This is a genomic window from Bordetella genomosp. 5 (assembly GCF_002261315.1).
Taxonomy (GTDB): Bacteria; Pseudomonadota; Gammaproteobacteria; order Burkholderiales; family Burkholderiaceae_B; genus Bordetella.
In genome coordinates this window covers 496,441-523,226 of sequence record NZ_NEVP01000006.1, presented here as the reverse complement: position 1 = coordinate 523,226, position 26,786 = coordinate 496,441, and the positions used below count along the sequence as shown (strand labels likewise).

22 protein-coding genes are annotated in these 26,786 nt (G+C 68.4%); 13 read left to right on the top strand and 9 right to left on the bottom strand.

The features are described from left to right. The first annotated feature begins 447 nt into the window (after positions 1–447). The 6 genes from CAL25_RS11135 to CAL25_RS11110 all read left to right on the top strand — a co-directional run bounded on the left by CAL25_RS11135 (position 448) and on the right by CAL25_RS11110 (position 6,108). A complete protein-coding gene (locus CAL25_RS11135) occupies positions 448–858 on the top strand; it encodes a hypothetical protein (RefSeq protein WP_094800017.1) in 411 nt (136 codons plus the stop codon). A gap of 62 nt (positions 859–920) precedes the next feature. After that, complete coding sequence (locus tag CAL25_RS11130; protein ID WP_094800016.1) at positions 921–1,844, top strand: LysR family transcriptional regulator; 924 nt, start codon at positions 921–923, stop codon at positions 1,842–1,844. 318 nt (positions 1,845–2,162) lie between these two features. Then, on the top strand, positions 2,163–3,164 hold the full coding sequence (locus CAL25_RS11125; protein ID WP_249279024.1) for a threonine ammonia-lyase: 1,002 nt from the start codon (positions 2,163–2,165) through the stop codon (positions 3,162–3,164). Positions 3,165–3,191: 27 nt separating this feature from the next. Further along, positions 3,192–4,259 (top strand): DUF4392 domain-containing protein, encoded by a 1,068-nt coding sequence (locus CAL25_RS11120; protein WP_170948464.1) that lies wholly within the window; start codon positions 3,192–3,194, stop codon positions 4,257–4,259. Beyond that, entirely contained in the window at positions 4,256–4,729 is a 474-nt protein-coding gene (locus CAL25_RS11115; RefSeq protein WP_094800014.1) for a RidA family protein, read from the top strand. Before CAL25_RS11120 ends, CAL25_RS11115 begins: the two co-directional genes overlap by 4 nt. A 59-nt stretch (positions 4,730–4,788) precedes the next feature. After that, on the top strand, positions 4,789–6,108 hold the full coding sequence (locus tag CAL25_RS11110; RefSeq protein ID WP_212590900.1) for an MFS transporter: 1,320 nt from the start codon (positions 4,789–4,791) through the stop codon (positions 6,106–6,108). Between the two features lie 18 nt (positions 6,109–6,126). On the opposite strand, the gene CAL25_RS11105 is transcribed toward CAL25_RS11110, so the two are convergent. From CAL25_RS11105 to CAL25_RS11085, 5 genes are all read right to left on the bottom strand, one after another. Beyond that, positions 6,127–6,816, bottom strand: coding sequence for a glycosyltransferase (locus CAL25_RS11105; protein WP_094800013.1), 690 nt, complete (start codon positions 6,814–6,816; stop codon positions 6,127–6,129). Beyond that, entirely contained in the window at positions 6,813–7,397 is a 585-nt protein-coding gene (locus CAL25_RS11100) for a class I SAM-dependent DNA methyltransferase (RefSeq protein WP_094800012.1), read from the bottom strand. The genes CAL25_RS11105 and CAL25_RS11100 overlap by 4 nt, the downstream gene beginning before the upstream one ends. Beyond that, positions 7,394–8,155, bottom strand: a complete 762-nt coding sequence (locus tag CAL25_RS11095) for a PIG-L deacetylase family protein (protein ID WP_170948445.1) — start codon at positions 8,153–8,155, stop codon at positions 7,394–7,396. Before CAL25_RS11095 ends, CAL25_RS11100 begins: the two co-directional genes overlap by 4 nt. Beyond that, positions 8,143–9,177: an acyl-CoA dehydrogenase family protein gene (locus tag CAL25_RS11090; protein ID WP_212590899.1), complete on the bottom strand. Its 1,035-nt coding sequence runs from the start codon at positions 9,175–9,177 to the stop codon at positions 8,143–8,145. Before CAL25_RS11090 ends, CAL25_RS11095 begins: the two co-directional genes overlap by 13 nt. Positions 9,178–9,343: 166 nt before the next feature. Continuing rightward, positions 9,344–9,793, bottom strand: coding sequence for a PA2169 family four-helix-bundle protein (locus CAL25_RS11085; RefSeq protein ID WP_094800011.1), 450 nt, complete (start codon positions 9,791–9,793; stop codon positions 9,344–9,346). Between the two features lie 203 nt (positions 9,794–9,996). On the opposite strand from CAL25_RS11085, the gene CAL25_RS11080 reads away from it, so the two are divergent. After that, entirely contained in the window at positions 9,997–10,806 is an 810-nt protein-coding gene (locus CAL25_RS11080) for an SDR family oxidoreductase (protein ID WP_094800010.1), read from the top strand. 37 nt (positions 10,807–10,843) lie between these two features. On the opposite strand, the gene CAL25_RS11075 is transcribed toward CAL25_RS11080, so the two are convergent. After that, positions 10,844–12,064, bottom strand: a complete 1,221-nt coding sequence (locus CAL25_RS11075) for an MFS transporter (RefSeq protein ID WP_094800009.1) — start codon at positions 12,062–12,064, stop codon at positions 10,844–10,846. A 168-nt stretch (positions 12,065–12,232) separates the two neighbouring features. Here CAL25_RS11075 and CAL25_RS11070 point away from each other — a divergent pair, with 168 nt between their 5' ends. Next, the gene (locus tag CAL25_RS11070; RefSeq protein WP_094800008.1) at positions 12,233–13,777 is read left to right on the top strand and encodes a hypothetical protein; all 1,545 of its coding nucleotides are present in this window, start codon (positions 12,233–12,235) and stop codon (positions 13,775–13,777) included. Positions 13,778–13,779: 2 nt separating this feature from the next. Here the strand turns inward: CAL25_RS11070 and CAL25_RS11065 are convergent, their stop codons facing one another. After that, positions 13,780–14,214, bottom strand: coding sequence for a cupin domain-containing protein (locus CAL25_RS11065; protein ID WP_094800007.1), 435 nt, complete (start codon positions 14,212–14,214; stop codon positions 13,780–13,782). Positions 14,215–14,287: 73 nt separating this feature from the next. Between CAL25_RS11065 and CAL25_RS11060 the strand changes: the two genes are divergently transcribed. Continuing rightward, a complete protein-coding gene (locus CAL25_RS11060; protein WP_094800006.1) occupies positions 14,288–14,758 on the top strand; it encodes a MarR family winged helix-turn-helix transcriptional regulator in 471 nt (156 codons plus the stop codon). 92 nt (positions 14,759–14,850) lie between these two features. On the opposite strand, the gene CAL25_RS11055 is transcribed toward CAL25_RS11060, so the two are convergent. Next, on the bottom strand, positions 14,851–20,760 hold the full coding sequence (locus CAL25_RS11055; RefSeq protein ID WP_094800005.1) for an autotransporter domain-containing protein: 5,910 nt from the start codon (positions 20,758–20,760) through the stop codon (positions 14,851–14,853). 359 nt (positions 20,761–21,119) lie between these two features. On the opposite strand from CAL25_RS11055, the gene CAL25_RS11050 reads away from it, so the two are divergent. Next, a complete protein-coding gene (locus CAL25_RS11050; protein ID WP_141217917.1) occupies positions 21,120–22,442 on the top strand; it encodes a hypothetical protein in 1,323 nt (440 codons plus the stop codon). Positions 22,443–22,520: 78 nt separating this feature from the next. On the opposite strand, the gene CAL25_RS11045 is transcribed toward CAL25_RS11050, so the two are convergent. Beyond that, positions 22,521–23,468 carry a sensor domain-containing diguanylate cyclase gene (locus CAL25_RS11045; RefSeq protein WP_094800003.1) on the bottom strand — a complete coding sequence of 316 codons (948 nt, stop codon included), beginning with the start codon at positions 23,466–23,468 and terminating at the stop codon, positions 22,521–22,523. Positions 23,469–23,637: 169 nt separating this feature from the next. Between CAL25_RS11045 and CAL25_RS11040 the strand changes: the two genes are divergently transcribed. The 3 genes from CAL25_RS11040 (at position 23,638) to CAL25_RS11030 (ending at position 26,447) form a co-directional block, all read left to right on the top strand. Further along, the gene (locus CAL25_RS11040; RefSeq protein WP_094800002.1) at positions 23,638–24,294 is read left to right on the top strand and encodes a response regulator; all 657 of its coding nucleotides are present in this window, start codon (positions 23,638–23,640) and stop codon (positions 24,292–24,294) included. A gap of 1 nt (position 24,295) precedes the next feature. Then, on the top strand, positions 24,296–25,870 hold the full coding sequence (locus CAL25_RS11035) for an ATP-binding protein (protein ID WP_094800001.1): 1,575 nt from the start codon (positions 24,296–24,298) through the stop codon (positions 25,868–25,870). 154 nt (positions 25,871–26,024) lie between these two features. Further along, positions 26,025–26,447 carry a YgiW/YdeI family stress tolerance OB fold protein gene (locus tag CAL25_RS11030; protein ID WP_094800000.1) on the top strand — a complete coding sequence of 141 codons (423 nt, stop codon included), beginning with the start codon at positions 26,025–26,027 and terminating at the stop codon, positions 26,445–26,447. Positions 26,448–26,786: the final 339 nt, after the last annotated feature.

Below are 26,786 nucleotides of genomic sequence, written 5' to 3'. Positions count from 1 at the left end.
AGCAGGGTTGCACATGCTACCGGATTCGAATTTTGCATGCCGCTCGGCGCAGCGTGGCGCGATCGCGTCTGCCCGCAAACGGCAGTTGGACCGTAATCGGCCAATCGTGCTGTTTACCTCTAAGGCTGTGGTGCGCGGCGGCAAACCTGCGATTGTGTCACTAGGCGCTGGCGCTTAAAGGCGAGGTCGGTGCGACCGTGCAATTGGACAATAGGATAGGGCTGGTCAGGACATCAAATGCCCAAGCTCAGGGAGTTTCCTGGTCAATAATCTCACGCTCAAGAGACCATGGCGAACAACGTGGGCGAACCGCAGGCAGTAATTCCTTGATTTCTATGGTGTGGTGCCCGCTTCGAATTAACTGTGCCAGCAGCAACGAGCCCGCCCGCCGCGGTAGACTGCGTCAGCAAGAAACACCATCCGTTCTCACAGGGAGCCACGCACAGCATGGACCACGCGAAGTCGACGATTGCCGATTGGGGTGTGCCGGTTGCGACCGGTCTGGTCTTCGCCTATCTGGGCTACTGGCCGGTGCAGGTTCTGGCGGGCTTCAATACGCCCGTGGCCGGTGTGATCACGCTGGGTCTGGCCGCGGTGCTGATCTGGCTGCTGGCGCGGCGGGTAGTGCCCAGCCGGCGGGTGGGCTGGGCGCTGGTAATCGTGGGGCTCACCATCGCGGCCTATTTGTTGGCGGCGCTTGCGCCTGCGCTGTTTCAGGACAGCCCGCTACACCGCGACGAGCGCGCGGCGCTGGGTTTCTTCATGCTGATTTTCGGTATTCCGGGCGGTTTGGTGTCGCTGGCGCTCATCATCGTGGGCGTCGTGAAGCTGCGGCGCGGGCGGGTAGTGGCGGGCTGAGGGGCCGCGCCGCAATCGAAAGTGCCACAATGGCGGCCCGTGGGGCAGCCGCAGAGGCAAGCATGAACTTCAAAAGTCTTGAAGTCTTTTACTGGGTGGTGAATCTCGCCAGCTTCAACAAGGCGGCGGCGAAGCTGCACACGACCCAGCCTGCCGTTTCGCAGCGTATTGCCACGCTGGAGCGCGAACTCGGTATTCGCGCGCTGGACCGGAGCTCGCGCTCGGTCAAGCTGACCGCCAAGGGTCGTGTGCTCTACGACTACGCCGAACGATTCATGGCCCTGCATGCGGAAATGATGCACAAGGTCGCCGAAGAGCAGGCCGTCAGCGGGGTGATCCGGCTGGGCGTGGCGGAAACCATCGTGCACACGTGGCTGGTCGAGTTTCTTGAACAGGCGCAGCAGCAGTATCCCAATCTGATCATCGATATCGTCGTCGACATCACGCCGACGCTGCGCGAGGCGGTGCGCACGGGCGAGCTCGACATGGCCTTTCTGCTCGGCCCGCAGAGGGATGGCGATCTGGTCGAGACGGCGCTCTGCAGCTATGCGCTGAACTTCCTGTCCGCGCCCACGCTCAAGCTCGGCAAAGAGCCGCTCTCGAACGAAGACGTGGCGGCCCATCCGCTGATCACGTTTCCCAAGCGCACCTACCCGTACACATACCTCCATCAGGAACTCACGACGCCGGATCGCGGTGCGCCGCGCATTTTTACGAACTGGTCTCTGTCGACGATCGTGCGGATGGCGGAAGACGGCTTCGGTGTGTGTGTGGTGCCGCGTCTGGCCGTGCTGAAGGAAGTGGAGCAGGGCAGGCTGAAGGTGCGCCAGACGCAGATGCAGCTGCGTGACCTCAGTTTCGCGGTTGCCTATGCCCGGGGCAGCGACGAGCTCGCCAAGCAAGCGCTCGCCCAGCTGGCGCAGACCATCGCCAAAGCCTCCACGGCCGGACGCCGACGCCGACGCCAGGCGCCCGCATCGGGCTGATTGGAGCGCTGCAACGGCGCGCCCGGCGAGATGACGCAGATGATCGCTAAAGCCGAGCCCGCCCCCGCCGACGCCGACGCCAGTCGCCCGCATCGCGCTGATAGGAGCGCCGCCGAGGCACCCACGGCGAGCCGCCCAGGCGGCCTAGGGCTTTCCCCGATTGATGATCGTTAGGGCCGACATCCGGTCGCATGCCGCCCAGGAAGATTCTGCATGAATAACAAAATCTAATCGATATCGATCCGAAATCGGGATTGGAGGTTATCGAGAGCCCACGCTGTAATGGCTGCGCAATGTCGCATTCAGCCAGGAGCTCTCGTGAGCGCAGTCACTCAACCCACCCCCACTTTCGCCGTCGGTCTCGGCGATATCCAGCAGGCGCATGAGCGCATCCGCGATCACATCGTGCGTACCCCGCTGCTGGAAAGCGCGACGCTGAACGACCTGTTCGGCGCCCGCATCCTCGTCAAAGCGGAGTGCCTGCAGCATGCGGGCGCCTTCAAATACCGCGGCGCCTGCAACCGTCTGCTGCAACTCGACGAGGCGCAACGTCGCGCCGGGGTGGTGGCGTTCTCCTCCGGTAACCACGCGCTGGCGACCTCGGCGGTTGCCCGCAAGCTGGGTATCCCGGCGAGCATCATCATGCCCGCCGACGCGCCGCGCGCCAAGATCGAAGGTGCCCGTGCCAATGGCGCGGAGGTGATTCTGTACGACCGCCAGAAGGATGATCGCGAAGCCATCGGTGCCGAGATCGCGGGCCGGACGGGCGCGGTGATCGTGCCGCCGTACGACGACCCGCACATCATGGCGGGCCAGGGCACGGTGGGTCTGGAGATCGTCGAACAGGCCGACGCCGCCGGTGCGCGCATCGATGCCGTGATCGCCGCATGCAGTGGCGGCGGGCTGGTCGCGGGCGTGGCGCTGGCCGTCAAGAGTCTGCAGCCGGACGTGGCCGTGTATGCGGGCGAGCCGGCCGGGTTCGACGAGCTGGCGCGTTCGCTGGCCTCGGGCCAACCCGAGAGCAACGCGCCCGGTGCGCAGTCGATCTGCGACGCGCTTCAGGTGGTGCGACCGGGCAAGCTCACCTTTCCGGTCAATCAGCATCTGCTCGCTGGCAGCCTGGTCGTGAGCGACGACGACACCCGTCGCGCCATGAAGGCGGCCTATCAGCATCTGCGCCTGGTCGTGGAGCCGGGCGGGGCCGTGCCGCTGGCCGCCTTGCTGGCGGGCCGGATCGAGGCGCGCGGCAAGACCGTCGTGCTGGTCCTCTCCGGTGGCAACGTCGACCCCGCGGTCTACAGCGACGCCCTCAACAGCTAACTCCCCACACTTTCATTCCCGCACATCATGCTGAAACGAGATTCCAATACCTATCGGCGCGTGGCGCGTACGATCGACGACTTCATGCGCCTGGACTACACCGGCGTGGGCCTGATCGGCAATCTGAGCGATGCCCTGCAGAAGCGGCAGCCGGGGCCGGTCTGCATGGGCGCGGCCGAGCGCCTGGTACAGGCGACGCAGGAGCGGCCGGGCCCGATCCTGATCGCCACCGGTTTTCCGGAGGGCGGCGGCGCGCCCGAGACGGATGGTCCGATCGGCGCGGCCCTGCTCGCGCGCGCGTTCTTCCTGGGCTTGCGCCGCGAGACGGTGATCGTCATCGACGAGGACTGGGAAGAGATGATGATCGCCACGCTGCGCGGCGCCGGCTTGGCACCCATGCCGTTCCCCGCGGATGGCGTGATCCGGCCGGTCGAATTCCTGCGCCCGGTGTACATCCGCACCGTGCCGAAAGACGACCGGGGTGCGCATGCGATCTGCGACGCGCTGCTTGCAGTGACTCAGCCCTGCGCGGCCATCGCGATCGAACGGCCCGGGCGCAATGCGCTGGGCCTCTATCACGGCCTGGGCGGACGTCCGCTCGACGGGCTGGTCGCCAATCTCGACTATCTGTTCGAGAAGGTGAAGGACGCCGCGATTCCCTTTATCGGGATCGGCGATGGCGGCAATGAGCTCGGCATGGGCGTGATCGCCGAAGACCTGCCGACGTTCTCGCCCAAGGCGCGCGACACCGGTACGCCCGGGCGTGGCGGCGTGGCGGCCGTGACGGCCGCCGACTGGCTGGTGGTAGCCAACGTCTCGAACTTCGGTGCCACCGGGGTGGTCGCCGCCTTGGCCGCGCTGCTCGAGAATCCCGTGGTGCTCCATACGCCCGAGCTCGAAACGCGCAGTACGGAGCTTTGCGTCGCGCACGGCGGGGTGGACGGCATGTTCATGGCGCCGGAGCCCGCTCATGACGGCATCGCCATGGACGAATACGCGGGCATGGTCCGCGCCCTGCGCGGCAGCGTGATGCGTGCCCTGGGGCACTCGGTCAACTGGCAGGGCCAGCAGGGCGACTGGAGGCAGCTCAAATGAGCGCGAACACCTTCAGCGCGCGGCTGCGGGCACTGGGCCTCGATCTGCCGGGCATCAACCCGCCGCGTGGAAGCTACGTGCCCTCGGTGCGCGCCGGGGATCTGCTGTTCATCGCGGGTCAGGCGCCGCGCCTCGATGGCGTGCTGCAGTTCGAGGGCAGGGTGGGACGTGACCTGGACGTAGAGGCCGGTCAGCGCGCGGCGCGCCTGTGCGGGCTCAATGTGCTGGCGCATCTGGCCCAGGCCTGCGACGACGACCTCGAGCGGGTGGCGGGTTTCGTGCGCGTCGCAGGCGTCGTGAACTGCGCGGAAGACTTCAAAGCGCACGCGCAGGTGCTCGACGGCGCCTCCAATCTGTTCGCCGACGTACTGGGCGAGCGCGGACGCCATGTCCGCATCGCCACCGGCGCCTCGTCCTTGCCGTCGGGCATGGCGGTCGAGGTCGAAGCCATCGTGCAACTCAGAACGTGAGGCACGCGGGCCGGAAGGCCGGCCCGCGCGCTCCGACATAACACCCAAGGGGAAATTCAATGCAAGTGACACTCGACACACCGGTGCGGGCCGGCGATCCGGCGGATCGCAACGCGGTCTATCGCAAGATCGCGCTGCACATCATGCCGTTTTTGATGCTGTGCTACGTGGCCGCCTATCTCGATCGCATCAATATCGGCTTTGCCAAGCTGCATATGCTCAACGACCTGGGCTTCAGCGATGCCGTGTATGGGCTCGGCGCGGGCCTGTTCTTCATCGGCTACCTGATCTTCGAGGTGCCGAGCAATCTGCTGATGATGCGCATCGGCGCCAAGAAGACCATTTCGCGGATCATGATCCTGTGGGGCCTGATCTCGGCCTGCTTCGCATTCGTCGAGACGCCGACGCAGTTCTACGTGTTGCGCTTCCTGTTGGGCGCCGCCGAGGCCGGCTTTTATCCCGGCGTGATCCTGTATCTGACCTACTGGTTTCCGGCGAACAAGCGCGCCAAGATGGTGGCGCTGTTCGTGGGCGCGGTTCCGCTCTCGGGCATGATCGGCGCGCCGCTGTCGGGCGCCATCATCGAGTGGGGCCACGGCGCGCATTCGCTGGCAGGCTGGCAGTGGATGTTCATCATCGAGGCGGTGCCCTCGCTGCTGCTCGGTGTGTTGTGCCTGAAGTATCTGGCCGACAGCCCCGCGGTGGCCGGCTGGCTGAGTCCCGCCGAGCGTGAGCTCGTCGAGGGCGAGTTGCAGGCCGAGCGCGATCTGACGCGTCACGACAAGTCGACGGGATCGCTCAAGGCCACGCTGCAGGACCGCCGCGTCTGGAAGATGACCTCCATCTGCTTCTGCTCGGCCATCTGCTCTTATGGGGTTTCGTTCTGGCTGCCCACGCTGGTTCAGCAGCTCAACGTGGGCGATGTGATGCACGTGGGCCTGTACACGGCCGTGCCGTTCACCGCCGCCTTCGTGGTGATGTACCTGATCGGCCGCAGCTCGGATCGCATGCGCGAACGCCGTTGGCACCTGGTGGGCCCGTTCACCTGCGTGTGCCTGGGCCTGGCCGGCAGCGTCTACTTCCACGGATCGATGGGTCTCGCGCTGCTGTCCCTGACCGTGGCCGCGGTCGGCGCCTACAGCACCACGTCGATGCTGTTCACCATACCGGGCCTCTTTCTGTCGGGCGTGGGCATGGCGGCGGGCGTCGCGCTGATCAACTGCTTCGGCGGACTCGGCGGCTTTGTCAGCCCCTACGTGGTGGGCGTGGTGAAAGACATGACGGGCAGCACCGACAACGGCGTGCTCTTCATCGCCGGCGTGGCGATCGTCGGGGCGGCGCTGACGCTGACCCTGCCCAAGAAGCTGGTCAATCGCTGATCGACCGGACCGCGCCCGTCAGACGACGACAACCTCGTCGCCCGCCAGGCCGGTCCAGCCCTGGCGCAGGGCCGTCGCGAAGCCGCCCGACACTCTCGAATAGGGGCGGGCGCTCGTGGTGACACGCGGTCGGGCGCTCCAGGCGATGGGTACGCCGGCCGCCTCGAGGCGGTCGACCAGCGCCTGGTCTTCGCTGCACGCCAGCGCTTCGAAGCCGCCGATGGCGCGGTACGCGCCGGCGCTGATGCCGAGGTTGGCGCCATGCACATGGCGATGGCCGTCCTGATCCAGGTACGACGCGTCGAACGCGGCGCGGGCACGTTCGGCCAGCGTGCCGTGGCTGCTCCAGTCGGCCACGGCGACGGTGCCGCAGACCACCTCGGCGTTCAGCGCGAGCTGTTCCACCAGCCAGCGTTCGGAGACCACCGTGTCCGCATCGGTGAAGGCCAGCCAGCGGGCGCCGTCGGCCAGTAGCCGCGCGGCGCCATCGGCGCGGGCCAGGCCTACGTTGCGATGCTGCGTGCTCAGCGCCAGTGCCGGCCAGCGCGCCACGCACGCCGCGGTGCCGTCGGTGCAGGCATCCAGCACGACCACCACCTCGACGTGTTCGCCGTGCAGGTCGGGATGCTGGCTGGCCCGTTGCACCGCCGCCAGACAGGCGTCGATGTCGGCTTCTTCGTTATGCGCGGGAATGCAGATGCCGATCATGATGCGCTCCCGCCGGCCGCGCGCCAGACATCGAGTCGGAAGTCGTCTTCGTCGTGGGCGATCAGATGCCGCATGCCGGGCAGGGCGCCCGCGCGGCGATGCAGCGCGTCGGTGTCCTGCATGCGGTCGTGGAACGGGCGTTTGTAATGACACAGCAGCCAGTCGGCGCCCGGCGCGAGCGAATTGTGGCAGTGGTCGAGAAAGGCCGTCAGGTCCGCGTCGGAAAAGTAATACGCCAGTTCCGACACCACGATCAGGTCGACCGTGGCGCCCGGCGTCACCGGCCAGGCGCGCGGAAGCTCGCCTTCCTCTACGCGGGCGTGACCCAGGCCCGCCGCTTCGAGCACGGCACGGCAGCGCGATACCGCGGTGGGCGCGCTGTCGATGGCGAGCAGGTCGTCGCAACGTTGCGCGAGTTCGCGCGTGGTGATGCCGGTGCCGCAGCCGAGCTCGAGCACGCGGCCATAGCGCTGCTGCGGCAGGCTCGCCATCAGCAGGGCGCGTTTGCGGCACTCGTACCAGGCGCTCGCGACCTGCCAGGGGTCCGCGTCGGCGCGATATAGCGCTTCGAAGTCGGTCATCGGAGAAAAACCTCGAACGGACGATGGAAACGGGCCAGTGCGAACGGCGGCAGGATCGGCGGCCGGCCGGTCGAGGCGTCCGCCGCCAACTGGCTGGTGTAGCAGCGCATCGCGCGCGCCTTGGCGTGACGGTCGGCGGGATCCAGCGGCACGCACACGGCGCGGTCGCGCGGCAAAGGTTCATCGGCGGGGTCGGCCCAGTGCCAACCCCAGATGGGCGCTTCGAGCAGGCGGCATTCGCGGCGCGCGGCGACCTCGGCGGCGGCGCGGCCGACGGCTTCGTGATCGGGATGACCATCGAGCCGCCAGGGCGCCACCAGCGTATCGCCGCGATCGACCACGCGCGCCAGGGCCTCCGCGAGCGCTTTCTCGCGCGCGCTCACGCCGCCGTCGGGGATGGCCAGACGCACGCGGCTGGCGAAGACGCCGAGGGTGGCCAACGCCGCGCTGCTCTCGTCGGCGCGCGCCTGGCGCAACCGTTCGGACGGCCACTGCGTGGAGCCGGGGTGACTCGCCTCGCCATCGGTGACGGCCCAGACGCGCACGGCCACGCCCAGCCGCACCGCGCGGCGCATCAGGCCGGCGCAGGCCAGGACTTCGTCATCGGGATGCGGGGCGAGCACATGCAGGGTGTCGCTGCCGGCCAGCAACTCGGCCGGGTCGGCTTCCGGCAGTGCATGGCGCTGAAACCAGTCCGCCCAGGCGGTCTCGGTGGTGCCTTCTCCGGCGATGTGCCGGGGGTTCGCTAGAGCCGCCACGGTGAGGACCCCGCGGGACGCAGCAATTCTTGCGCATGGGTGGCGAGGTCGCGCTCGGCGTGGCTCTGACGCACGAAGACGGGCAGATCCGCCACGCGGCGCGCAAAATCGGCGTCTTTGCAGAACGGGCTCGCGCCCAGCGCGCGCCCGGCATGCCATTGCACTTTATCGACCACGGCTTCGACGGCCAGGCGCGCGCGCCGGATCGAACGGGTGCAGCTCTCGCGCGGATGGGCGTCGATGTCGCTGGCGGCGGCACGCAGCGCGTTGGCGCCCTGGGCGAGCGCCACGTCGATCGCGCCGAGATGGGCGAGGGCGTGCGGGTCTTCGCCGCGCCGGCGCGCGGCTTCCAGAACGGGATCGGCGATGGCGCTCGCGGCGCCGTACCAGCACGCCGCGATGCCGGCGGCGCCGTGCATGAATCCCGGGCGGTCTACATAGGCGCCGGGTGCGCCGACCGCGCGCGCGGTGGCGTTGTCGAACACGACGTCGACACTTTCGGTGGCCGACATGCCGGTGGCATGCCAGCCTTGATCGGTAATATGCACACCCGGCTGGCTCATGCTTACCGCCGCCAGGCGCGGTTGCTCGCCGTCCCACACACTGATCAAGGCATGACTCACGCGGCGCGCGCCCGAGCACCAGGCCTTGGAGCCTTGCAGGTTCAGCAGCGTGCCGTCGCCGGTGGGCGTGGCGCGGACGCGATGCGTCGGCGGCTCGGCACACCACACGGCCCAGAAGCCATCGGGCGCTTCACCGCCTTCGAGCTCGTGCAGGATGGCCAGCGCATCGGTATGGCTTTCGTAGAGCTTGGCCAGACTCAGGTCGTGGCGTGCCACGGTGGCCAGGATCTGCCAACGCAGCAGCGTGGCGCCGGCGCCGGGCAGGGGCAGGCGGTCGTAGCCCGCCGCGCGCATGGCGAGCAGGGCCTCGTCCAGCGCGTCCGGAAAGACGTAGGCGTCGAGCAGGGTGTCCAGCCGCGCGGTATCGATCGCGACCGCGGGTGCAGAAATGTCACTCATGGTGTGGGATAAGGCAGGCAGGAATACGGGCAATGGACCAACAAAAGGGGTGATCACGGGCAGGCCGGGATCACCCCGGAATCGGTCAGGCGGCTCGCTTTCCACCTGGCCGATCCGTCAGACTAGGGTGCCGCCCGGGGGGCGGAGCGGCGCCCTCGTCTCAAGCTCAGGTCGAAGCCTTGAAGCGGTCGCGCAGATCGCGGATCTGATCGTGATTGCGCAGCACGCCCTGGTACTGGCGTTCGACGATCACACGCACGTCTTCGGGCAGGGTTTCCTTCAGGGCCTTGGTGTATTCGGCCTTGGCGACGTCTTCGCCACGCTCGCACTCTTCGAGAATGGCCAGGTCGGTGCGACCGGCCACGGCGGCCTTCAGGTTGACCCAGCCGCGGTGCACGGCGCCGGCGACGGTGCCGCTGTCTTCGGGCTTGCCGCCCAGACGGGTCACCACGGTTTGCAGCTCGGCCGCGCCGGAAGCGCAGTCACGGGCGCGGGCGGAGAACAGGGCCTGCAGCTCGGGATTCTTGGTATCGCCGGCAGCCGCTTCGAAGCCTTTCTCGCCGTTCTTCGAGACCTCGATCAGGTCGTTCAGCACATCGATGACTTTGTCAGCCATGGTCTATCTCCTTGTAGGGTCCAGCAAGCAGTCCAAGCGCCACTTGTCATGGAATCCATTAGCACGTGGCGTGCCTGACCCCTCCGGTTACAGGCTCCGCGTGCCAGCGCGAGGGGCAAAGCCGGTACGATGGTCGTTTCGCCCTCGGCGCGCGCGGCAGTCCGCCGCGTGCCCGTCGGGGCTCACGCAGAGGAGAATCGACAATGGATTTCGGAATCGCCGGTAAGTGGGCGTTGGTGTGCGGCGCGAGCAAAGGCCTGGGTTACGGCTGCGCCGAGGCGCTGGTGCAGGCGGGCGTCAATGTGGTGATCAACGCGCGCGACCCGGCCGTGCTGGCGCAGGCGCGCCAGCGGCTCGAGGCGCTGGGCGGTGCGAACGGCAGGCCCGTGCAGGTGCTGGCCGCGGCGGCCGACATCACCACGCCCGAGGGCCGTGCCACCGTGTTCGAGGTGGCGGGCGGCCCGGGGCTGGATTTCGACATCGTCGTCACCAACGCCGGCGGCCCGCCCCCGGGTGACTTTCGCGAATGGGATCGCGACGCCTGGGTCAAGGCGGTGGACGCGAACATGCTCACGCCGATCGAGCTGATCAAGGCGACCGTCGACCGCATGGCGGCGCGCGGCTACGGCCGCATCGTCAACATCACCTCGAGCTCGGTGAAGTCGCCGATCAATATCCTGGGTCTGTCCAACGGGGCACGCAGCGGCCTGACGGGCTTCGTGGCGGGGCTGGCCCGCACCGAGATCGCCGCCAAGGGCGTGACCATCAACAACATTCTGCCGGGCAAGTTCGACACCGACCGGCTGGCCTCGTCGCGTGCATTCGCCGCCAAGAAATCGGGCAAGAGCGAAGAGCAGGTCGCTTCGGAGCAGAAGCAGGACATCCCGGCGCGCCGCTTCGGCACGCCCGCGGAGTTCGGCGCGCTGTGCGCGTTCCTGTGCAGCAAGCAGGCGGCCTACATCACCGGCCAGAACCTGCTGATCGACGGCGGGATGTACCCCGGCACGTACTGATCGTGCTTGCCGCGCGCCGGACCGGCGCGCGGCTTACTCAATGCGCCCGGGGCCGCGGCTCCAGGCGCTCGCCGGTCTGCGGCAGGCCCTTGCGGCGCTCCAGCGTCACGGCCCACAGCCAAAGCGGCATGCTCGCGATCGCGAGCAGGCTGCCAACCCAGCCGGTCGAGGTCCAGCCAAAGCCGGCGGCAATCGCCAGCCCGCCCAGGAACGGGCCCAGCGCATTGGCGAAATTGAAGGCCGAGTGATTGAGCGCGGCGGCCAGCCCCTGCGCGTCGCCGGCCACGTCCATCAGCCGCGTCTGCAACACGGTGCCGAGCGCGCCGCCCACGCCCACCAGGAACACATTCAGCGAGATGAGCCAGATGTTGTCGGCCATCAGCGGGAAGAGGGCGAGCACGACCGCCGACCACAGCAGCAGCAGCCCGGCCGTGCGCATCACCGCGCGGTCGGCGAAGATCGGCACGATCATATTGCCCACGGTCAGCCCCACGCCGAAGACGCTGAGCACCAGCGGCACGGTGGCCGGCGAGACCTGCGTCACCGCCGTCAGCGTATCGGCCAGATAGGTGTAGATCGAAAACAGGCCGCCGAAGCCGACCGCGCCGATCGCCAGCGTGATCCAGACCTGGCCGCGCTTGAGCGCGCTCAGTTCGCGCAGCGGGCTGGCATGCGGGTCCGCCGGCGAGTCGGGGGCATACAGCCGCACGCTGATCATGGTGAGGATCGCGAGCAGCGACACGAGGCCGAAACTCCAGCGCCAGCCGATCACCTGACCCAGCCAGTTGGCCATCGGCACGCCGACGATGGTGGCGACCGTGAGGCCGAGGAACACCCGGCCCACGGCCATGGTGCGGCGGTTGGCGGGCACCAGCGAGCTCGCCACCAGCGATGCGATGCCGAAGTACGCGCCGTGGGGCAGGCCGCTCAAAAAGCGGAAGAACAGCATCCAGTGATAGTTGGGCGCGATCGCGCTCAGGCCGTTGCCGAGCGCGAACAGCGCCATCAGGGCGATCAGCAGGCGGCGGCGCGGCATGCGCGCGCCCAGCACGGCCAGCACCGGTGCGCCCACGACCACGCCGAGCGCGTAGGCGCTGATGACGTGGCCGGCGGTCGGCGCGTCGATGCCCAGCGATTGGGCGAAGTAGGGCAGCAGGCTCATCGTGGCGAATTCGGTGGTGCCGATCGCGAAGCTGCCGACGGCAAGCGCCAGGAGCACCAGGCCGGGCCGGTGCTGATAAGAAGAGGTGTACGACATGGGAATCAGAGATGAACAACGGGTTGCTGCGGTGCAGCAGCCACATTGTACGCAGGGGCAGCTGTCATTCAGGTGACGGCAGCGAGATTACGGCGCGAGCCCCGTGCCTCATGGTGACGGATCACAACCGTATACTGCCTCTTCCTCGCAGCCTCCAGGAAGCCCCGCATGTCACTCACCCCCGGCGACATCTACGTCACGTTCAATCAGCGTCTCCAGGCCTGGACCGCCTCGCAGATCACGCATGTGAAAGACGAGGGCAGGGAGATCGCGGTGTTGACGCTGGACTGGGTCGGCGCCGATTTGCCCGACGCGGCGGCACTGGCGGCCATGAAACCCGCCCATTTCGATTTCTATTTCTGGCGCGACCGCGTCGAGCACATGTGGATCCGCGGACCGGTCCCCGCGCAGGCAAAACACGTGGGCTGGCGCGAACCGCTCGTGACGGAGGAGTCGCGCTCGTACGCGGGCGGCTGGTCGGACGGCGACTCGCATGAGAACCAGCGGCGCTGGAACGCGATCGATGCCGACGCCCGGGCGCGCTTCAAGGCCGCCGCCCACGCCGACACGCCCGACCAGACCGTGCTGCTTGAGCTGCCGAGCCGCAAGATCACCCGCGCGATGCGGGGCCTGGACAGCGCGGCCTTGCTCGCCGCACCGTCGCTCGCCACGTTCGACGACATGCCCCTGCTGATGAAACTGCAGATCGACGCGCCCGTGGCCGGCCTGATGGACTGGATCCGCACCAGACCGATCCTCAACGAACTGGACTACGCCAGCCTGGGCGAGCCGGTCGTCGACCTGCGCGGCACCTCGTTCGGCCGGGTCGCGATCGACGTGACCGGCGTGCGCGCGCTGTATCTGAACGACGGGCTGGATGCGCTGTCGCTGCGCGGGGAGGTGCATCCGGACCTGGTCGTGCACGCCGAGGACGACGGCGCGTGGCTGCGGCTCGAACGTGAGAACGCCATTGCGTCAGGCGCCGGGCTGGCACGACTGGGCACGCTGTCGCTGCGCGGGATGAAGACGCTGGACTGCGCCGAGATCGCGCGCGAGTTCGCGCATCTGCATTCGCTGTACATCTGGGGCGCGCCGGGCGTGGCATCAGGCATCGAGCATCTGGCCGGCCTGCGCGAGTTGGCCATGCTCATGCTCAACGACATCTTTCCGCCAGCCGACGCCCGCGTGCCGGGCCCGGACGCCTGGCCGCGTCTGCAGTCGCTCTGGCTCACCAGCATGCCGGCCGAGATTCTCGCCCAGGCCAAAAAGGACTACAAAAAGGCCGCTGCGGCGGGTCTGGACCTGGAGCTGAGCAAGCCGCGCAAGGCCGAATGGCTCGCCGCGAATCTCGATAACCCGTTCCGCGAGTGGGACGGCAGCGAACATATCGGCGCCGCGCAGGCCAAGAAGGCCGCCACGCTGTATCGCAAGACCCGCGGCGACGCGCTGAAGGCCGCCGCCACGCACGCCGGCGACACCGCCGCGCTGATGGCGGCGATGTCGGCCGTCGTGCGGGCCTACACCGAAGGCTTCAACGCGCTCGACCGGCGCACCGGCTTCATCGAAACCGTGGAGCGCGACCAGATCTATATGGCGTTGATGGGCATCCTGGACGCCGCCGAGGCACGGCTCGCCGAAGTGGCCGGCGAGGGCGCGGCGACGCTGGACCGCGATGCGCTCGACCGCGCGGTGGATGAGGTGCGGGACTTCTGAGCTCAGGCGCTCAGTTCCAGACCATGACGCGTCATCACCGTCTTGAGCTGGGCAATGTCGGGCGGGCCGCCCGCGCCCAGCACCTGGGCCACTTCGCGGAAGTAGTCGGGGCCGATGTTCGCGGGCGAGAACACGACCAGTGCGCGCGCGGGCACGTCGCCGGGGTTGGAAAAGTGATGCACGCTGCCGCGCGGCGAGAAACAGTGGTCCCCGGCGGCGAGCACGCGCACACAGTCATCCACGCGGTAGGTCAGGGTGCCTTCGAGAATGTGGATGGTTTCGTCGACATCGGTGTGACGATGCGGAGGTGGGACCTTGGCCTGCGGCTGGACCACCATTTCCGCCATCGCCATGTGGCCCGTGGTGTCGTTGCCATCCACCAGAAATCGCATCGACAGAGAGCCGATGGTGATGAGTTCATTGCGCTGAGCTTCCATGAGAAGGCTCCCTGAGTGATGCAGGTTGTCGAAGGTGTTGTGGTAAAGTGACTTTACTGAACACTTTATCGACATGACTACTCCTCGTCAATCTCAATCCGAACAGCGCTTTGCCGGAGATCCGGATCCGGACGATCCGCTCATCGGCGCGCGCCTGCGCTTCTGCCTGTCACAGGTCGAGCAACAGCTGTGCGAGGCGCTCGCCGCGGCCGGCTTTGCCGACATTCAAGTGGCCCACTTCAAGGTCTTTCGGTTTCCGCCACCGGAAAACGAGCGGCCCATCGATCTCGCGCAGCGCGCCGGCATGTCGAAACAGGCCATGAACTATCTGCTGGTGCAGCTCGAAGAGGCCGGCTACCTCGTGCGTCACAGCATCGACGGCGCGTCCGCGCGTGTGGTGTCGCTCACCGAAAAGGGTTGGCGCGTGGCCGAGCTGCAGCGTGCCACCGTGCGGGCCATCGAGCAGCAATGGGAGGCGCGGGTCGGGCGCGCGCGGTTCCAGACGTTTTATGCCGTGCTGAAGGACCTCACGGACGCCGCCTGAGTGGCGCCCGGCCGGACGGACTAGCGCCGCGGGCGTACGCGGCGACAGCGCCCCGGGCGCAGCGAGGCCCGGGGCGCTGCCTTACGCCTCGATCAGAAGCGCCAGCGCAGGTTCACCTGGGCGCCGTGTTCGCGGCTGTCCTTGGCGAGCTGGCCGGTATAGCTCACGCCCAGCGTGGTGGCGCGGCCCACGGCGAGATCGGCGCCGAGTTCCAGCACGGCCGCGTCGCGGGCGATCGGCGCACCGGCCACCGTGAAGGCCTGACTGCCTTCGAAAGCCAGGCGCGAGGTCGGCGTGACGTCGCCGAAGAGATGGCGCCAACCGAGCATGGCGCTCAGCCGGCCCGCCAGCGTGCCCACGTCGACGTCCTGCGTGCCGCGCAGGCCGAGGGTCGTGGTGGTCTGGGTGGTGCGCGTCGCGCTGCCGGACAGCGCGGCGGCACCACCCGATTCCGAGAACGCACGGCTGCGCAGGTCGCTCCAGGCCAGGCCCACGAACGGCTCGAGCGTGGTGCGCGCCGTGGCGTCCCAGCGGTAGCCCAGCTCGGTGAAGAGCTGCGTGGTGCTCGCGCCGTATTCGGATTCGAGCTTGGCCATCTGGCTGAGCGCGTTGCGCTCGGTCGAGATGTCGTGCCAGGTGTAGCCCGCGCCCAGCATCAGTTTCCACGCGCCGGGGCCGGCCTCGAACGAACGGCCGCCATACAGCATTGCGGTATAGCTCGAGACGTCGGCGCGCGAGGCGCGCTCGCGGGTGTCGATGTGGCTGTCGGTGTAGCCCAGCGCCGCGCCGGCGCGCCAGCCCGCGCCGACGGCATGGTCGGCACCGACGAACACGCCGCCCGTGCGCTCGCGCGTGCTCGCGGTGTTGCCGGTGCGGTCCTGCGTGCGCCAGCTGCCGAAGACCTCGGCCCAGGCGGGCTGGGCGTTGGAGCCGGGCAGCACGCTGGCCGAGGGCGCCGAGTCCGACACACCGGCCGCCGCGGTGGGCGCGCCGGGGCGCAGCCCGGCATCGAGATTGGCCCGCAGCTTGGAGAAAGACAGGTTGCGCGGTTGCGCCGCGCCCTGCGACAGTGAGCCCGTCACGCCCGCGTGAGCCTCGCCGGTCAGGCTGTTGAACACCGCTGGCGGCGCCCCTTCGGGCAGCAGCAGCACGAAATCATGCAGCGCCGAGCCGGCGGGCAGTGTTTCGAGGGCGGTGGCGACGGCGCGCTGATTGCGCGTCTGGGCCAGATCGGCAAACACGATCGGGCGCGTCGGCGCGGGTGGCGGCACCGGTTGCGCGGGCTCGCCCGGCAGCGGCGGCTCGGGGGGAGGCGGCGCGGGCGGCGGATCGACCGGGTCGACCGGATCCACGGGGTCGACCGGGACGGTCTTGCGCTCGAGCGAGAGCGCGACACGCTGCGCCTCGTAGTCGAGCTTGGGCACCAGATAGGCAAAATTCGACTGGACCGTCTTGAATTGCCCGGCCAGGGTGCCACTGGTGAGAATCGTGTACTCGCGGCGCACGCCGAAGTCGCCGCCCGCACCCACGTGCAGCACCGAGCCGTCGAGGGTCGTGTGGCCGGTGACATCGATGCGATCGCTGTCGTTCGAATCGGGATCGGCCTCGACCTCGTACACCGACTTGGGCGCGAAGGTCAGGTCGCCGGCGACGGTGAGCGTACCGATGCTGTTGCCCGGCGCGATGCGCGCGCCGTCCAGCAAGACGGTGGTGCCGACGGTGCCCGAGCCGCCGAGCGTGCCGCCGTTGGCGACCGTGATCGTGCCGCCCAACGCACCGCCCGCCGACGTGCCGACATTCAGGCGGCCGGCCTCCACGCGGGTGTTGCCCGCGAAGGCGCTGCTGTCGCCGGTCAGGGTGACCGCGCCCGAGCCCGTCTTGGAGAAGTTACCCGCGCCGCTGATCTGGCCCGCGTAGGTCGCCGTGCCGGTTTGCTCGAAGCGCAAGAGGCCGACCGGATCGATGGACACATTGCCCTGGAACCGGCCGGCGTCGGCCACCAGCATGCCCTGCAACAGATCCCAGTTGCCCGACGAGGTGCCGGTGAGCGTCAGCACGCCCGCCCCTGCCTTTTGCAGGGTACCGGTGTTGGTCACGCTACCCGCGAAGGTGCCCGGCAGGTCCTGCTCGAACACGACGGTGCCGGCATTGACGAGATCCCCGCGAATCGAGGCGGCATCGCCGATCAGCGTGCCCTCGGTGACCCGCGTGTTGCCATAGGCTTGCGTGCCCGACAGACGCAGGGTGCCCAGGCCGGACTTGACCAGATCGCCGGTGCCGCTGAGCGTCTGCCCGATCGTGAAGGTGTTGGCCGGGTCGGCGATATTGACGGTACCCCCCGCGGCGGTCCACTCGATGGGCCGGGCGATGCTGGTGAAGGTCGTGCCGGTGATCTCCAGCGTGCCGCCGGCGAATCGCAGCGCGGCGGCCGGATCGCCCAGGTTGCTGTCGCGCGCGACCGACAGGGTGCCGCCCGACAGCACGGTGCTGCCCGCATAGGTATTGGTGCCGGTGAGGGTGAGCTTGCCGCCCTCGGTCTTGTCGATGCCGCCGGTGCCGGAGATCACGGTGCCGATGGTGGCGCTCTCGTCGGCCAACACGCGGATCTCGCTGCCGGCGGGCTTGGTCTCGAGCGTGCCGGTGCCGCCGAGCGTGTAGCCGCTGGTGGTGAATTGCAGGCCGGCGAACGACTGCGTGCCCGCGACGGCGATGTTGCCGCCACCCGCCGTGGTGAAGGCGGCGTGGTTGCCCTGCCAATCGATCGGGATGGTGCCGCCGTCGTTGAACCAGTTGGTGCCCGTGGTACTCCAGGTGGTCCCGCCCGCCCATTGTTGCAGCGTCTCGGCGCCAGCCACGCCGATGCGCAGATCGATGACGTTCGGCACGTCGTAGATCAGGCTGGCCGGCCCGGACAGGCCGGGGGCGATGGTGCCCATCTGCAGCGTGCCGGTGCGCGTGCCGTCATACCGAAGCACCCGGTAGTAGCCGAGGCCGGTGTGGTTCGCGGGATTGAGCAGGTCGAACGTCCCGTTGAGCGTCACATTGCCGCCGACGACGGTGGGCGCCGTGCCGAGATCGGGGCGCAGTGTGGTGGGCGATTGCCCGAGCGTGTACGCGACGGTGGCGCCACTCGCCACCGACAGGTCGCGCGTCACGCTGAGCCCGGAGGACGTGCCGAGTTGCAGCGTGCCACCGGCTTCGAGCGTGGCACTGCCGACGACGCCGCTGCCTGTAAGTTGGGCACCTGCCTGCACCCGCACGTCGCTGCTCGTGACGCCAATGACGCGGAGCTCGCCGCCCGCCACCCGGATCTGGCCGGTATGCGCGGTCGACAGGCCGTTCAGGGTCAGCCTGTTCGACCCCGTCTTGACCAGGTCGCCAGCACCGGCGAACGAGCCCGAGAAGAGGGCGGGAGCGTTGTCGTCGCCCACGGTGAGCAGGCCGATGTTCGTGATGTTGCCGGCGCCGGACAGACTGCCCACCGTCTGCGTTGTGCCATTCATGTCGAACGTCGACAGGGTGGCAACGCCGAAGGCGCCGGTGCCGAGCACGTTGTCGGCGCCCGCCGTCAGGACGCCATCGCCTACGGTGGTGCCTCCGGTGTGCTCGTTCGCACCGCTCAGGAGAACCCGGCCACTCGTACTGATCGACCCCGTGCCGCTGATGACGCCGGCAAAGGTCTCCTGGGTGTGGCCGCCGAAATAGAGCGTGTTGGCGCCGATGAGAACGCGGGAGCCGCTCACGCCGGACAGCGCGTTCAGCGTGCGTGCGCCCGGTGCGCTGAGATCCAGGGTGCTGGTGCCGCGGTTGATCGCGACGCGCGTGCTCGCCGACAGGCTGCCGCCGGGCGCCAGCGTGACATCGCCGTTGTCGATGACCAGGCCGCCGGTTGCGTTGGCGCCACTCAGCGTCAGCGTGCCGGCGCCTCGCTTGACGATGCTGCCGGTGCCGGTCGAGGTGCCCGCGAAGGTGGCGGGATCGGCCTGGTTCACGATCAGGTTGTTCGCGCCCAGCCGCAAGGTGCTACCCGCCACGCCGGACAGCGCGCCGATCTCGCGGGCGCCGCCCGCCGCGGTGAGGTCAAGCGCCGCGCCGGCGCCGTCGAGCGTGACCGGCTGCCCGGGAGTCAGGGAGCCTACGCCGCTCAGGGCGAGCGTGCCGCTCCGGATCACGGTGCCGCCGGTGCAGGCTTGCGTATCCAGCAGCGTCAGGGTGCCCGTGCCGAGTTTCAGCAGGCCGCCCGTGCCGGTGATCTGGCCGCCAAACGTGGAGCTCGAGGTCGAGTCGACGGAGAGCCGATGGGCGCCAACCCTGACCTCGGCGCCGCCGGTCCCCGACAGATTGGAGAGCGTTGGCGCCGCGACCGCCTGCGACAGATCCAGGATCGAGGTCGAACTCGTCAACGACACCGGCGCCGTGCTGCTCAGTCGGCCCGCGCCCTCGACGCGCAGCGTGCCCGACGCCACCACCACGCCGCCGGTCGACGTCATGTCGCCCAGCAGCGTCGTCGTGCCCGCGCCGGCCTTGGTGAAGACGCCGGTGCCCGAGATGGGGCCTGACAGGCTGAAGTCCCCAGTGCTCCTGACCTCAAGATTGCTGGCGGCATTCAAGGTCAGCGCGTTGTCCACGTTCAAGCCCGACAGCACGTCGAGGCTGGCGTCGCCGACGGCAGTCAGTGCGCCGGTGCCGATCGAGCGATTGGTAAAGACGTAAAGGTTGCTGTTCTGCAGCAGCGTGCCACCCGAGTAGAAGTTGGCCTTGTACAGATACAGGGTGCCCGAGCCGGTGCGCGTGAGCTGGCCGGTCCCGGACACTTGGCCGTTCACGGTGAAGGTGCCCTCGCCGAACGTCAGCCCGCCCGTCTGCAGGTCGATGTCCTGCGTCAGGTCTAGCGGAAAAAAGGTACTGCCGTTGATCAAGGTGCCGCCGGTGCCGCGGACGCTGGTGCTGGCGTCCCCCAGCGCGGCCGAGTTCGTGATGATCGCGGTGCCGCGCAGCGTGGTCTCGGTAACGTTGGGCATCGAGCCCGAGAGCGTCCAGGCGCCGCTATCGACATTGAGCTTGTCGAAATTCACGAAATTGCCGAGAGCGATGGCGCCGTCGGTCCCGGTGCCCGCGCTCAACTCGAGCGTGTTGTTGCCGGCCGCGCCGCCGTCCACCTTGCCGGCCGCCGCAAAATCGATCCGATGCGCGCCGGCGCCGACGGTGGTGGTGTAGCTCGATGCGGTGCCCCCGCCGCTCTCCACGCTGGATCCCGTTTTGGCGACGAACCGGTTGCCGCCCGTCGCGCCGAGCGACACGCTACCGATGATGGTGCCGCCGTTGGTAAAGGTGTTGCCCGGCGCGGATCCGCCCAGGCCGACGCGGCCGATGATGGTGCCGTTATTCGTCACCAGCACCTGGGCGCCGCCGGTGGCGGCCACGGCGATGGCGTCCGCGTCCGCAATGCCTGTCACACCGACCCGGGGTCGGGCGCTGATCGTGCCACCGTTGAAAATCGTGGTCCGGCCTTGATTGCCCGCGCGCTGGTTATGGATCACGACCGCGGCCGTGCTCGGGGACGTCGCGCTGTTATAGGCGTTCGAGATCGTCCCGGCCTGATAGTTGAACAGGCTCTTTGTGCTGGCCGTATCGCTCTGCATTGTCACGCCCGCCATACTGGGCACAGAGCTCAGGGATCCGGATGCTTGCGGATTGATCGACCCGTAGTTGGTGACGGATGTGCCGGTGCCCGACAGATCGAGGGGGTTGAGCATGCCGGACTGGCTTGCGCTCAACGTCACGCCCTGGTTGACCCTGATGCTCACCTCGTCGAGGGCACTGGCGTAATTCGGTTGCAGCGGGTCCGTCGAATCACAGATCACATCCGTGCCGCCTGCCGCCGTATCGTCGCAGGCTGCCCACGCGGGTGCGCCGGCCACGGCGGCGATCGCCGCGCACAAGCTGGACAGGGCAAAGTGCCTGACCTCACGGGAGGTCGGGCGGGCGGCGAAGGAAGGCATGCTTCGGACTCCAGGGGCGGCGAGCAGCGCTCACCAGATTGGAATAAAGGCAAGAGGGAGCTACGCGCCGTGCACCAGCGCAGAGCAAAGTGACCGTGATATTACGGTAAGTAACTCGGACTAAGGATTGGTTCCACGCGGGGGCGGCTTGCTTTCTGACAAATAAATGAACAAAGGGGCCGGGTTGGCGCGGCCGTGCGGGCGGACGCCGAGCGTCGCCCATGCGCGCGGGCGTACGCCACCTGCCTCCCTGTTTGTCCGCTTGAGCCCGACGCTGCAGCGGGGCGGCTCACCGACGGTTGCAACCCGGGCCTCCCGCATCGGGGAAAATTGGGGGCGCACCCTTGCAAGGACACTCGATGCCCGTCTCGCCCCACCGCTATCCCGCCCGCCTGTCCCGGCCGCTTGCGCTCGCCATCGCGCTCATCCTCGGCGCCGCCGGAACCGCCATGGCCGATTCCGGGCACGCCGGCCCTGGCGCGACGGCCTCGTCAGGCACTGGAGCTGCGCGTGTGAGCGCCGCCACCTTGTCAAGCAGCGGGCCTGCGCGTCCCAGCGCTGCGGCCTCGTCCGGCAGCGAGCCGACCCGTCTCGACGCAGCCGCCTCATCAGGCAGCGAGCCGGCGAATCCCGACGCGGCCCTGGACGACGTCATGCGCCGCTATCTGCAAGCTCAGGAGGGTGAAGACAAGACCGCCGCCACGATCGCGCTGAACCAGCACCTGCGCACGGCACCCGCCTTCAAACCCCGTCCGCAGGAGGGGCTGACCTTGCCCGTGGCGTTGGTCCAGGCGCTGGCGGCGGACGTGGCCGCCCCGGTGCCGGAGGGGCGCCGCTACGGCCTCATCGGCATCATCATCCTGCTCGACGCGCCGGGGCGGGCGCGCATGGCCGACGCGGCGCTGACCGGACTGCGCCAGGCGCAAAACGAATCCGACCGCGCTTTTTCGCGCACGGCCCTGTCTGCCGCCGCCCGCAAGACGCCCGAGCTCCTCGCGTCGGCGATCCTGGACGCCAGCGACGAACGCCTGCTCGGCGACCTCGCCGAAACCGCACGCGGTATCGCGCTGCCCGACGGCGTGCGTCGCAAGCTCGACGCCACGGGCGCCGCGTCCTCCTCGCTCGCCATCCGGGTGCAGATCGCCCAGAGCCTGGGACCGGACGCCTCGGGTTACGACGACGTAGTGCGCAAGGTGATCGCCGACCTGAAACACGCCTCATTGGAACCGGAGCGGGAACGCCTCATGGTGACGCTCAGCCGCTTTCCGCAGCGCGGCGATACGGTGCGGCCGGCCTTGATCGAGGCCGCGGGGCAGGCTACGAAGCCGTCCCGCGTGGCATGGCGCGCGATCGCGCAGACGGGCCCGGAGGGCATCCGCTACCTCGCCACCGCCATCAAGTCCGCGTCGTCCACGGATAGGCTCGTCGACCAGGCCGTCATGATGGCCTCGGTCGCGGCCGAAACCTGGCCCTTGCCCGAGGATGTCACCGGAGAGGTGATCGAAGCGTCGGCCGCGGCCTGGCTGCGCAGCGACGATCCGCTGCTGCGCTCGACGGTCGGCTGGCTGCTGGTTCGTTCCGGTCCGGCCGCGGTGGCGCCGGTCAGAGCCGCGCTCGCTGGCGCCCGGTCGAGCGAGGCGCGCAGCGAGTTGGCGGCGGTGTTGGGCCAGTTGCAGCCCTAGCGCGGCCTCGGGCCGGCCTCGAACGAGACCCGTCGCGGCAGACGGCCCCCGCAGGCGGCGCGGTTCCGGTCGTCGGAATCAGGCCGGCAACGCCACGTGCTCGACGCGGTCGCGGCCGTTGTTCTTGGCGAGATAAAGCTGCTCGTCCACCGCCTTGATGAAGCCGGCGCGAGTGGCGTGGCCGTCGGGCATGACGGTGCCCGCGCCGATGCTCATCGTGACGCGCCGGCCATGCGGCGACAGCGCATGCACGATGGCCTTTTTCTGCAGCAGCCGCTGGCAGCGTTCCGCGACCTTCATCGCCAGCGCCTGATCGGCCTCGGGCAGCAGCACCACGAACTCTTCGCCGCCGTAGCGGGCCACCAGGTCGCGCGGGCCGTCCAGTGCCAGGCTCAGGGTCTGAGCAATCTCGATCAGGCAGTTGTCGCCCTGGGTGTGGCCATACAGATCGTTGTATTGCTTGAAGAAATCGACATCGAACATCAGGATCGACAAGGGCGTGCGCGCGGCGGTGGCGCGGTCCCATTCCAGTTCGAAACTGCTGTCGAAGCGGCGCCGGTTGGCGATGTTGGTCAGCCCGTCCTTGAACGACAGCACCTCCAGCTCCTTTTGCAGGCTGAGCAGCTTCTCCTCCGTTTTCTTGCGTTCGGTGATGTCGAACATGAAGCCGATCAGCGCCTCGACCTCGCCGGCGTCATTGCGCACCACGTGCACCACGTCGCGGATCCAGACGTAGCCGTTGTCTTTGGTCAGCGCGCGGTAGTCGGCCTCGTGGTCGACGCCTGCCCGGGATTGGCTGACGCAGAAATTGATCACATATTCCCGGTCCTCGGGATGCATGCGCATCGCCCAGTCTTCGACGGTGGCCCAGCTTTCGGTGCTCCAGCCGAGCAGGGCTTCAATCTGCGGGCCGATATAGGCGAACTTCATGGTGGCCCAATCGAGCTTCCAGGGAATGGCTTTGGTCGACTCCAGCAGGGTGCGGTAGACCGCGTGGTCTTCGAAAATCGGGTTTACGTCGGTCATGCCCTTGCTCTCATCGATCGGATAACGGCGCCCCCAGGCGCGCGGCGCGGACCCCGGGCACCGCGCCGGGGCAAGCCATTCTGAGTCGGTCGCACGCGCCGCGCCATCACGGGAAACCCGCGCTCGCGCGGCTTAAGATTCGCTTCATCCTCTCGCGTATAGTCCAGGCATGCGCATCCTACTGGCCGAAGACGACGTTTCCCTGGGCGAATCGATTGAGTCGTGGCTGGCGCTCGACGGTTATGTGGTCGACCGCGTCACGCGCGGCGATCTGGCGCAGACGGCGCTCGCCACCCACGACTATCAATGCGTGTTGCTGGATCGCGGGCTGCCCGGCCTGACGGGCGATGCCTTGCTGCGCGCCTTGCGCACGCGCCGCGATACGGTCCCGGTGATCATGATCACCGCCCGCGACGCGGTGCGCGACCGCATCGAAGGGCTGGACCTGGGCGCCGACGATTATCTGGTCAAGCCCTTCGACCTCGAGGAGCTCTCGGCGCGGATCCGCGCGGCCGTCCGGCGCCACGATGGCCGCCCAGACACCGCGCTGGTGCATGGCGAACTCGCATTGGACGAGGCCGCCAAACAGGTGCGTTTCCAGGGGCAGCCGGTGGATCTGACCGCGCATGAGTTCGCGGTCCTGCACGCTTTGATGCGCCGGCCCGGCCATGTCGTGTCGCGCGACCAGCTCGAAGAGGCCCTGTATGGCTGGGGCGACGAGGTCGAGAGCAACACCATCGAGGTCCATATCTATAACCTGCGACGCAAACTGTCGGCCGACGTGATCAAGACGATCCGGCGCCAGGGTTACCGGTTGGCGGATTGAAATGGGCGGGGTTCGACAACTACTCGCTCGGGCCAAGGCGTTGCGCTGGCCGCGCCGCGCGCCGACAGACAGCACACGCGCGCAGGCGGGCGGCTCGGGTTCTCCGGGGGCAGGCGCCTCGGCAGGTTCCCCATCGGGCGGATCCGCTGCGGCCGGCGCCCCGGCGGCAGGCTCCCCGGCGGCAGGTTCCCCTGCGGCCATTTCTCCTTCCGCCGTCTGCGCCGCCAACGGCTATTCCATCCGCCGCCGGCTGATCTCCACCACGCTCGGCTTCAGCATCATCGTCGGCCTCGTCAGCACGGTGATCGTGCTGGCGATCGCCTGGAAGGAAGTGAGCGACGCGTTCGACGACACGCTGGAAGAGGGCGCGCGCCTCGTGCTGGCGCTGGGCGAGGGCACGGGCAGCGCGCTTCCCGCGCGCGACCGCGACGACACCGGCCCGCAGTTGCGGCTGGATTATCAGATCGTCTCGCCGCAGGGCGAGGTGCTGCGGCGGGGCGAGGATGCCCCGAAGAAACCCTTCGTGGATCCGGACCGGCGCGACAAGCGCTTCTACGAGGTGCGGGCCGAGGGCGAGGATTGGCGCGTGTACGTGCGCCGTCATGAAAAGCTGGGGTTCTCGGTGCAGATCGGCCAGGAGCTGGACGACCGCACCGACCTGATCCTCGACATGCTCGAGTCGCTGGCCTGGCCGCTCGTCGGCCTGTGGCTGCTGCTCGGACTGGTGAACTGGTGGCTGATCCGCCGGCTGCTCGCGCCGCTGGAGCGCATGACGCGCGGGCTGGCGGCCAAGTCGTCGGCCGACCTGACGCCGCTGTCGTACGACGGCCGTGCCAACGAGGTGCGCGCCATCGTCAACGCGCTGAATCTCCTGTTTGCCCGGCTCGCCGGCGCGCTCGAAAGCGAACGGCGCTTCACGGCCGACGCGGCGCACGAGCTGCGCACGCCGCTGGCCGCGCTCGCGTCCCGCATCCAGCTGATGCAGCGCAGCCTGCCGGCCGACGCGCCGCCGGCCGAGGTCAACCAGCTGCGCCGTCTGCGCGACGACGTGAATCGCAGCACGGCACTGGTCGAAAATCTGCTGCAACTGGCGCGGCTCGATCCGCAGTCGGCCGACATGCTGCCGGTGGCACCGGTCGCCGTGCAGGCGCTCCTGGATGAAGTGGTCAAGCTCTGCGCGCCGGCGGCGGCGGCGCGGCAGGTGACGGTGCACGTCGATTGCCGGGTGACGAGCCTGCAGGGCAATCACGAGGCGCTGTGCACCGCGTTGCGTAATCTGCTGCACAACGCCATCGTGTATGGCCGCGAAGGCGGGCGCGTCGAGCTCGCCGCCGTGGCGCGCGGCAATCAGCTCGAACTCAGCGTGCGCGACGATGGCGCGGGCGTGACGCCCGAAGATCGGGAGCGGCTCGCGCAACGTTTCTTCCGCGTGCTGGGCACGCAGGTGCAGGGCAGCGGCCTCGGCCTGTCGATCGCGGCGCGGGTGGCGCAACTGCACGGCGGCACCTTGCGGTTCGGCGAGGGGATCGACGGCCGCGGCCTGGGCGCGGTGCTCGCGCTGCCGCAGCCGCGCTGAGGCTCGAGCCGCGGCCTGCGCGAAAGCCGTGCGGCGCCACTCGGGACGCTATGCTTGACTAGCGGTGACCCGGCTCAGATTCTCTTAATCTTCGGCGGGTCAAATGGGTTCTGTGTTCAACACTTAGTGCGCGATGAGCGCGAGGAGCCACACCATGTCCCAGTCCACGATCCGCAAGCCGTTCACCCGCACCCTGCTGGCCAGCGCCGCCATCGCCGGCGCGCTCGCCTTCGGCGGCGTGCATGCCCAGGGTTACACCGGACCCAGCTCCGCGCAGCCCTCGGCCCAGCAAGGCTATGCGGGCCCCAGCTCGATTCCGGTCATGTCCGTCAAGGACGTGCTCGAGAAGGGCAAGGACGACCAGCACGCGATCCTGCGTGGCCGCATCGTGTCGCACGATGGCGATGACCACTACACCTTCGACGACGGCACCGGCAAGATCCGCGTCGATATCGACGACGACAAATTCCCGGCCGGCGTGAAGATCGACGACAAGACCCAGGTCGAGCTGCACGGCGAGATAGATGTCGAGCGCAAGGGTGTCGAGTTCGACGTGGACAAGATCCGCGTGATGTAAGCCCTTCGAATCAGAGCACAGCGGCCCACCGCCGACACGCTGACCCCCGCAGTCCGGACCTCGTTCCGGGGTGCGGGGGTTTTTTCATGCCCGCCGCCTGCGCGTGGAGACACCGTCCGCGCCACGCTTCGCTGCCCTCGATCACCTCCGCGTGAGTTCGGGCAGTCGCGAAGGGTGTCATTCGGGCACACGTCTCGTTGGGTGCGGTTTCCGTTTTAGAGCATCTTCTAAATCGTCGATCTGGCACGTATCTCAGAATTCCAGGAGCTATTGGCCGTCGAGACGACGCCATACGCATACCGCACGCCAGCCTGAGATCCCCGTCGATTTCAGGATGCC

Coding starts and splice junctions, on each gene's coding strand:
- CAL25_RS11035 (WP_094800001.1), top strand. CDS start 24,296: ATGGGCGGGGTTCGACAACTACTCGCTCGGGCCAAGGCGTTGCGCTGG.
- CAL25_RS11130 (WP_094800016.1), top strand. CDS start 921: ATGAACTTCAAAAGTCTTGAAGTCTTTTACTGGGTGGTGAATCTCGCC.
- CAL25_RS11110 (WP_212590900.1), top strand. CDS start 4,789: ATGCAAGTGACACTCGACACACCGGTGCGGGCCGGCGATCCGGCGGAT.
- CAL25_RS11080 (WP_094800010.1), top strand. CDS start 9,997: ATGGATTTCGGAATCGCCGGTAAGTGGGCGTTGGTGTGCGGCGCGAGC.
- CAL25_RS11075 (WP_094800009.1), bottom strand. CDS start 12,064: ATGTCGTACACCTCTTCTTATCAGCACCGGCCCGGCCTGGTGCTCCTG.
- CAL25_RS11055 (WP_094800005.1), bottom strand. CDS start 20,760: ATGCCTTCCTTCGCCGCCCGCCCGACCTCCCGTGAGGTCAGGCACTTT.
- CAL25_RS11100 (WP_094800012.1), bottom strand. CDS start 7,397: ATGACCGACTTCGAAGCGCTATATCGCGCCGACGCGGACCCCTGGCAG.
- CAL25_RS11120 (WP_170948464.1), top strand. CDS start 3,192: ATGCTGAAACGAGATTCCAATACCTATCGGCGCGTGGCGCGTACGATC.
- CAL25_RS11105 (WP_094800013.1), bottom strand. CDS start 6,816: ATGATCGGCATCTGCATTCCCGCGCATAACGAAGAAGCCGACATCGAC.
- CAL25_RS11090 (WP_212590899.1), bottom strand. CDS start 9,177: ATGAGTGACATTTCTGCACCCGCGGTCGCGATCGATACCGCGCGGCTG.
- CAL25_RS11065 (WP_094800007.1), bottom strand. CDS start 14,214: ATGGAAGCTCAGCGCAATGAACTCATCACCATCGGCTCTCTGTCGATG.
- CAL25_RS11060 (WP_094800006.1), top strand. CDS start 14,288: ATGACTACTCCTCGTCAATCTCAATCCGAACAGCGCTTTGCCGGAGAT.
- CAL25_RS11040 (WP_094800002.1), top strand. CDS start 23,638: ATGCGCATCCTACTGGCCGAAGACGACGTTTCCCTGGGCGAATCGATT.
- CAL25_RS11115 (WP_094800014.1), top strand. CDS start 4,256: ATGAGCGCGAACACCTTCAGCGCGCGGCTGCGGGCACTGGGCCTCGAT.
- CAL25_RS11050 (WP_141217917.1), top strand. CDS start 21,120: ATGCCCGTCTCGCCCCACCGCTATCCCGCCCGCCTGTCCCGGCCGCTT.
- CAL25_RS11070 (WP_094800008.1), top strand. CDS start 12,233: ATGTCACTCACCCCCGGCGACATCTACGTCACGTTCAATCAGCGTCTC.
- CAL25_RS11030 (WP_094800000.1), top strand. CDS start 26,025: ATGTCCCAGTCCACGATCCGCAAGCCGTTCACCCGCACCCTGCTGGCC.
- CAL25_RS11045 (WP_094800003.1), bottom strand. CDS start 23,468: ATGACCGACGTAAACCCGATTTTCGAAGACCACGCGGTCTACCGCACC.
- CAL25_RS11135 (WP_094800017.1), top strand. CDS start 448: ATGGACCACGCGAAGTCGACGATTGCCGATTGGGGTGTGCCGGTTGCG.
- CAL25_RS11085 (WP_094800011.1), bottom strand. CDS start 9,793: ATGGCTGACAAAGTCATCGATGTGCTGAACGACCTGATCGAGGTCTCG.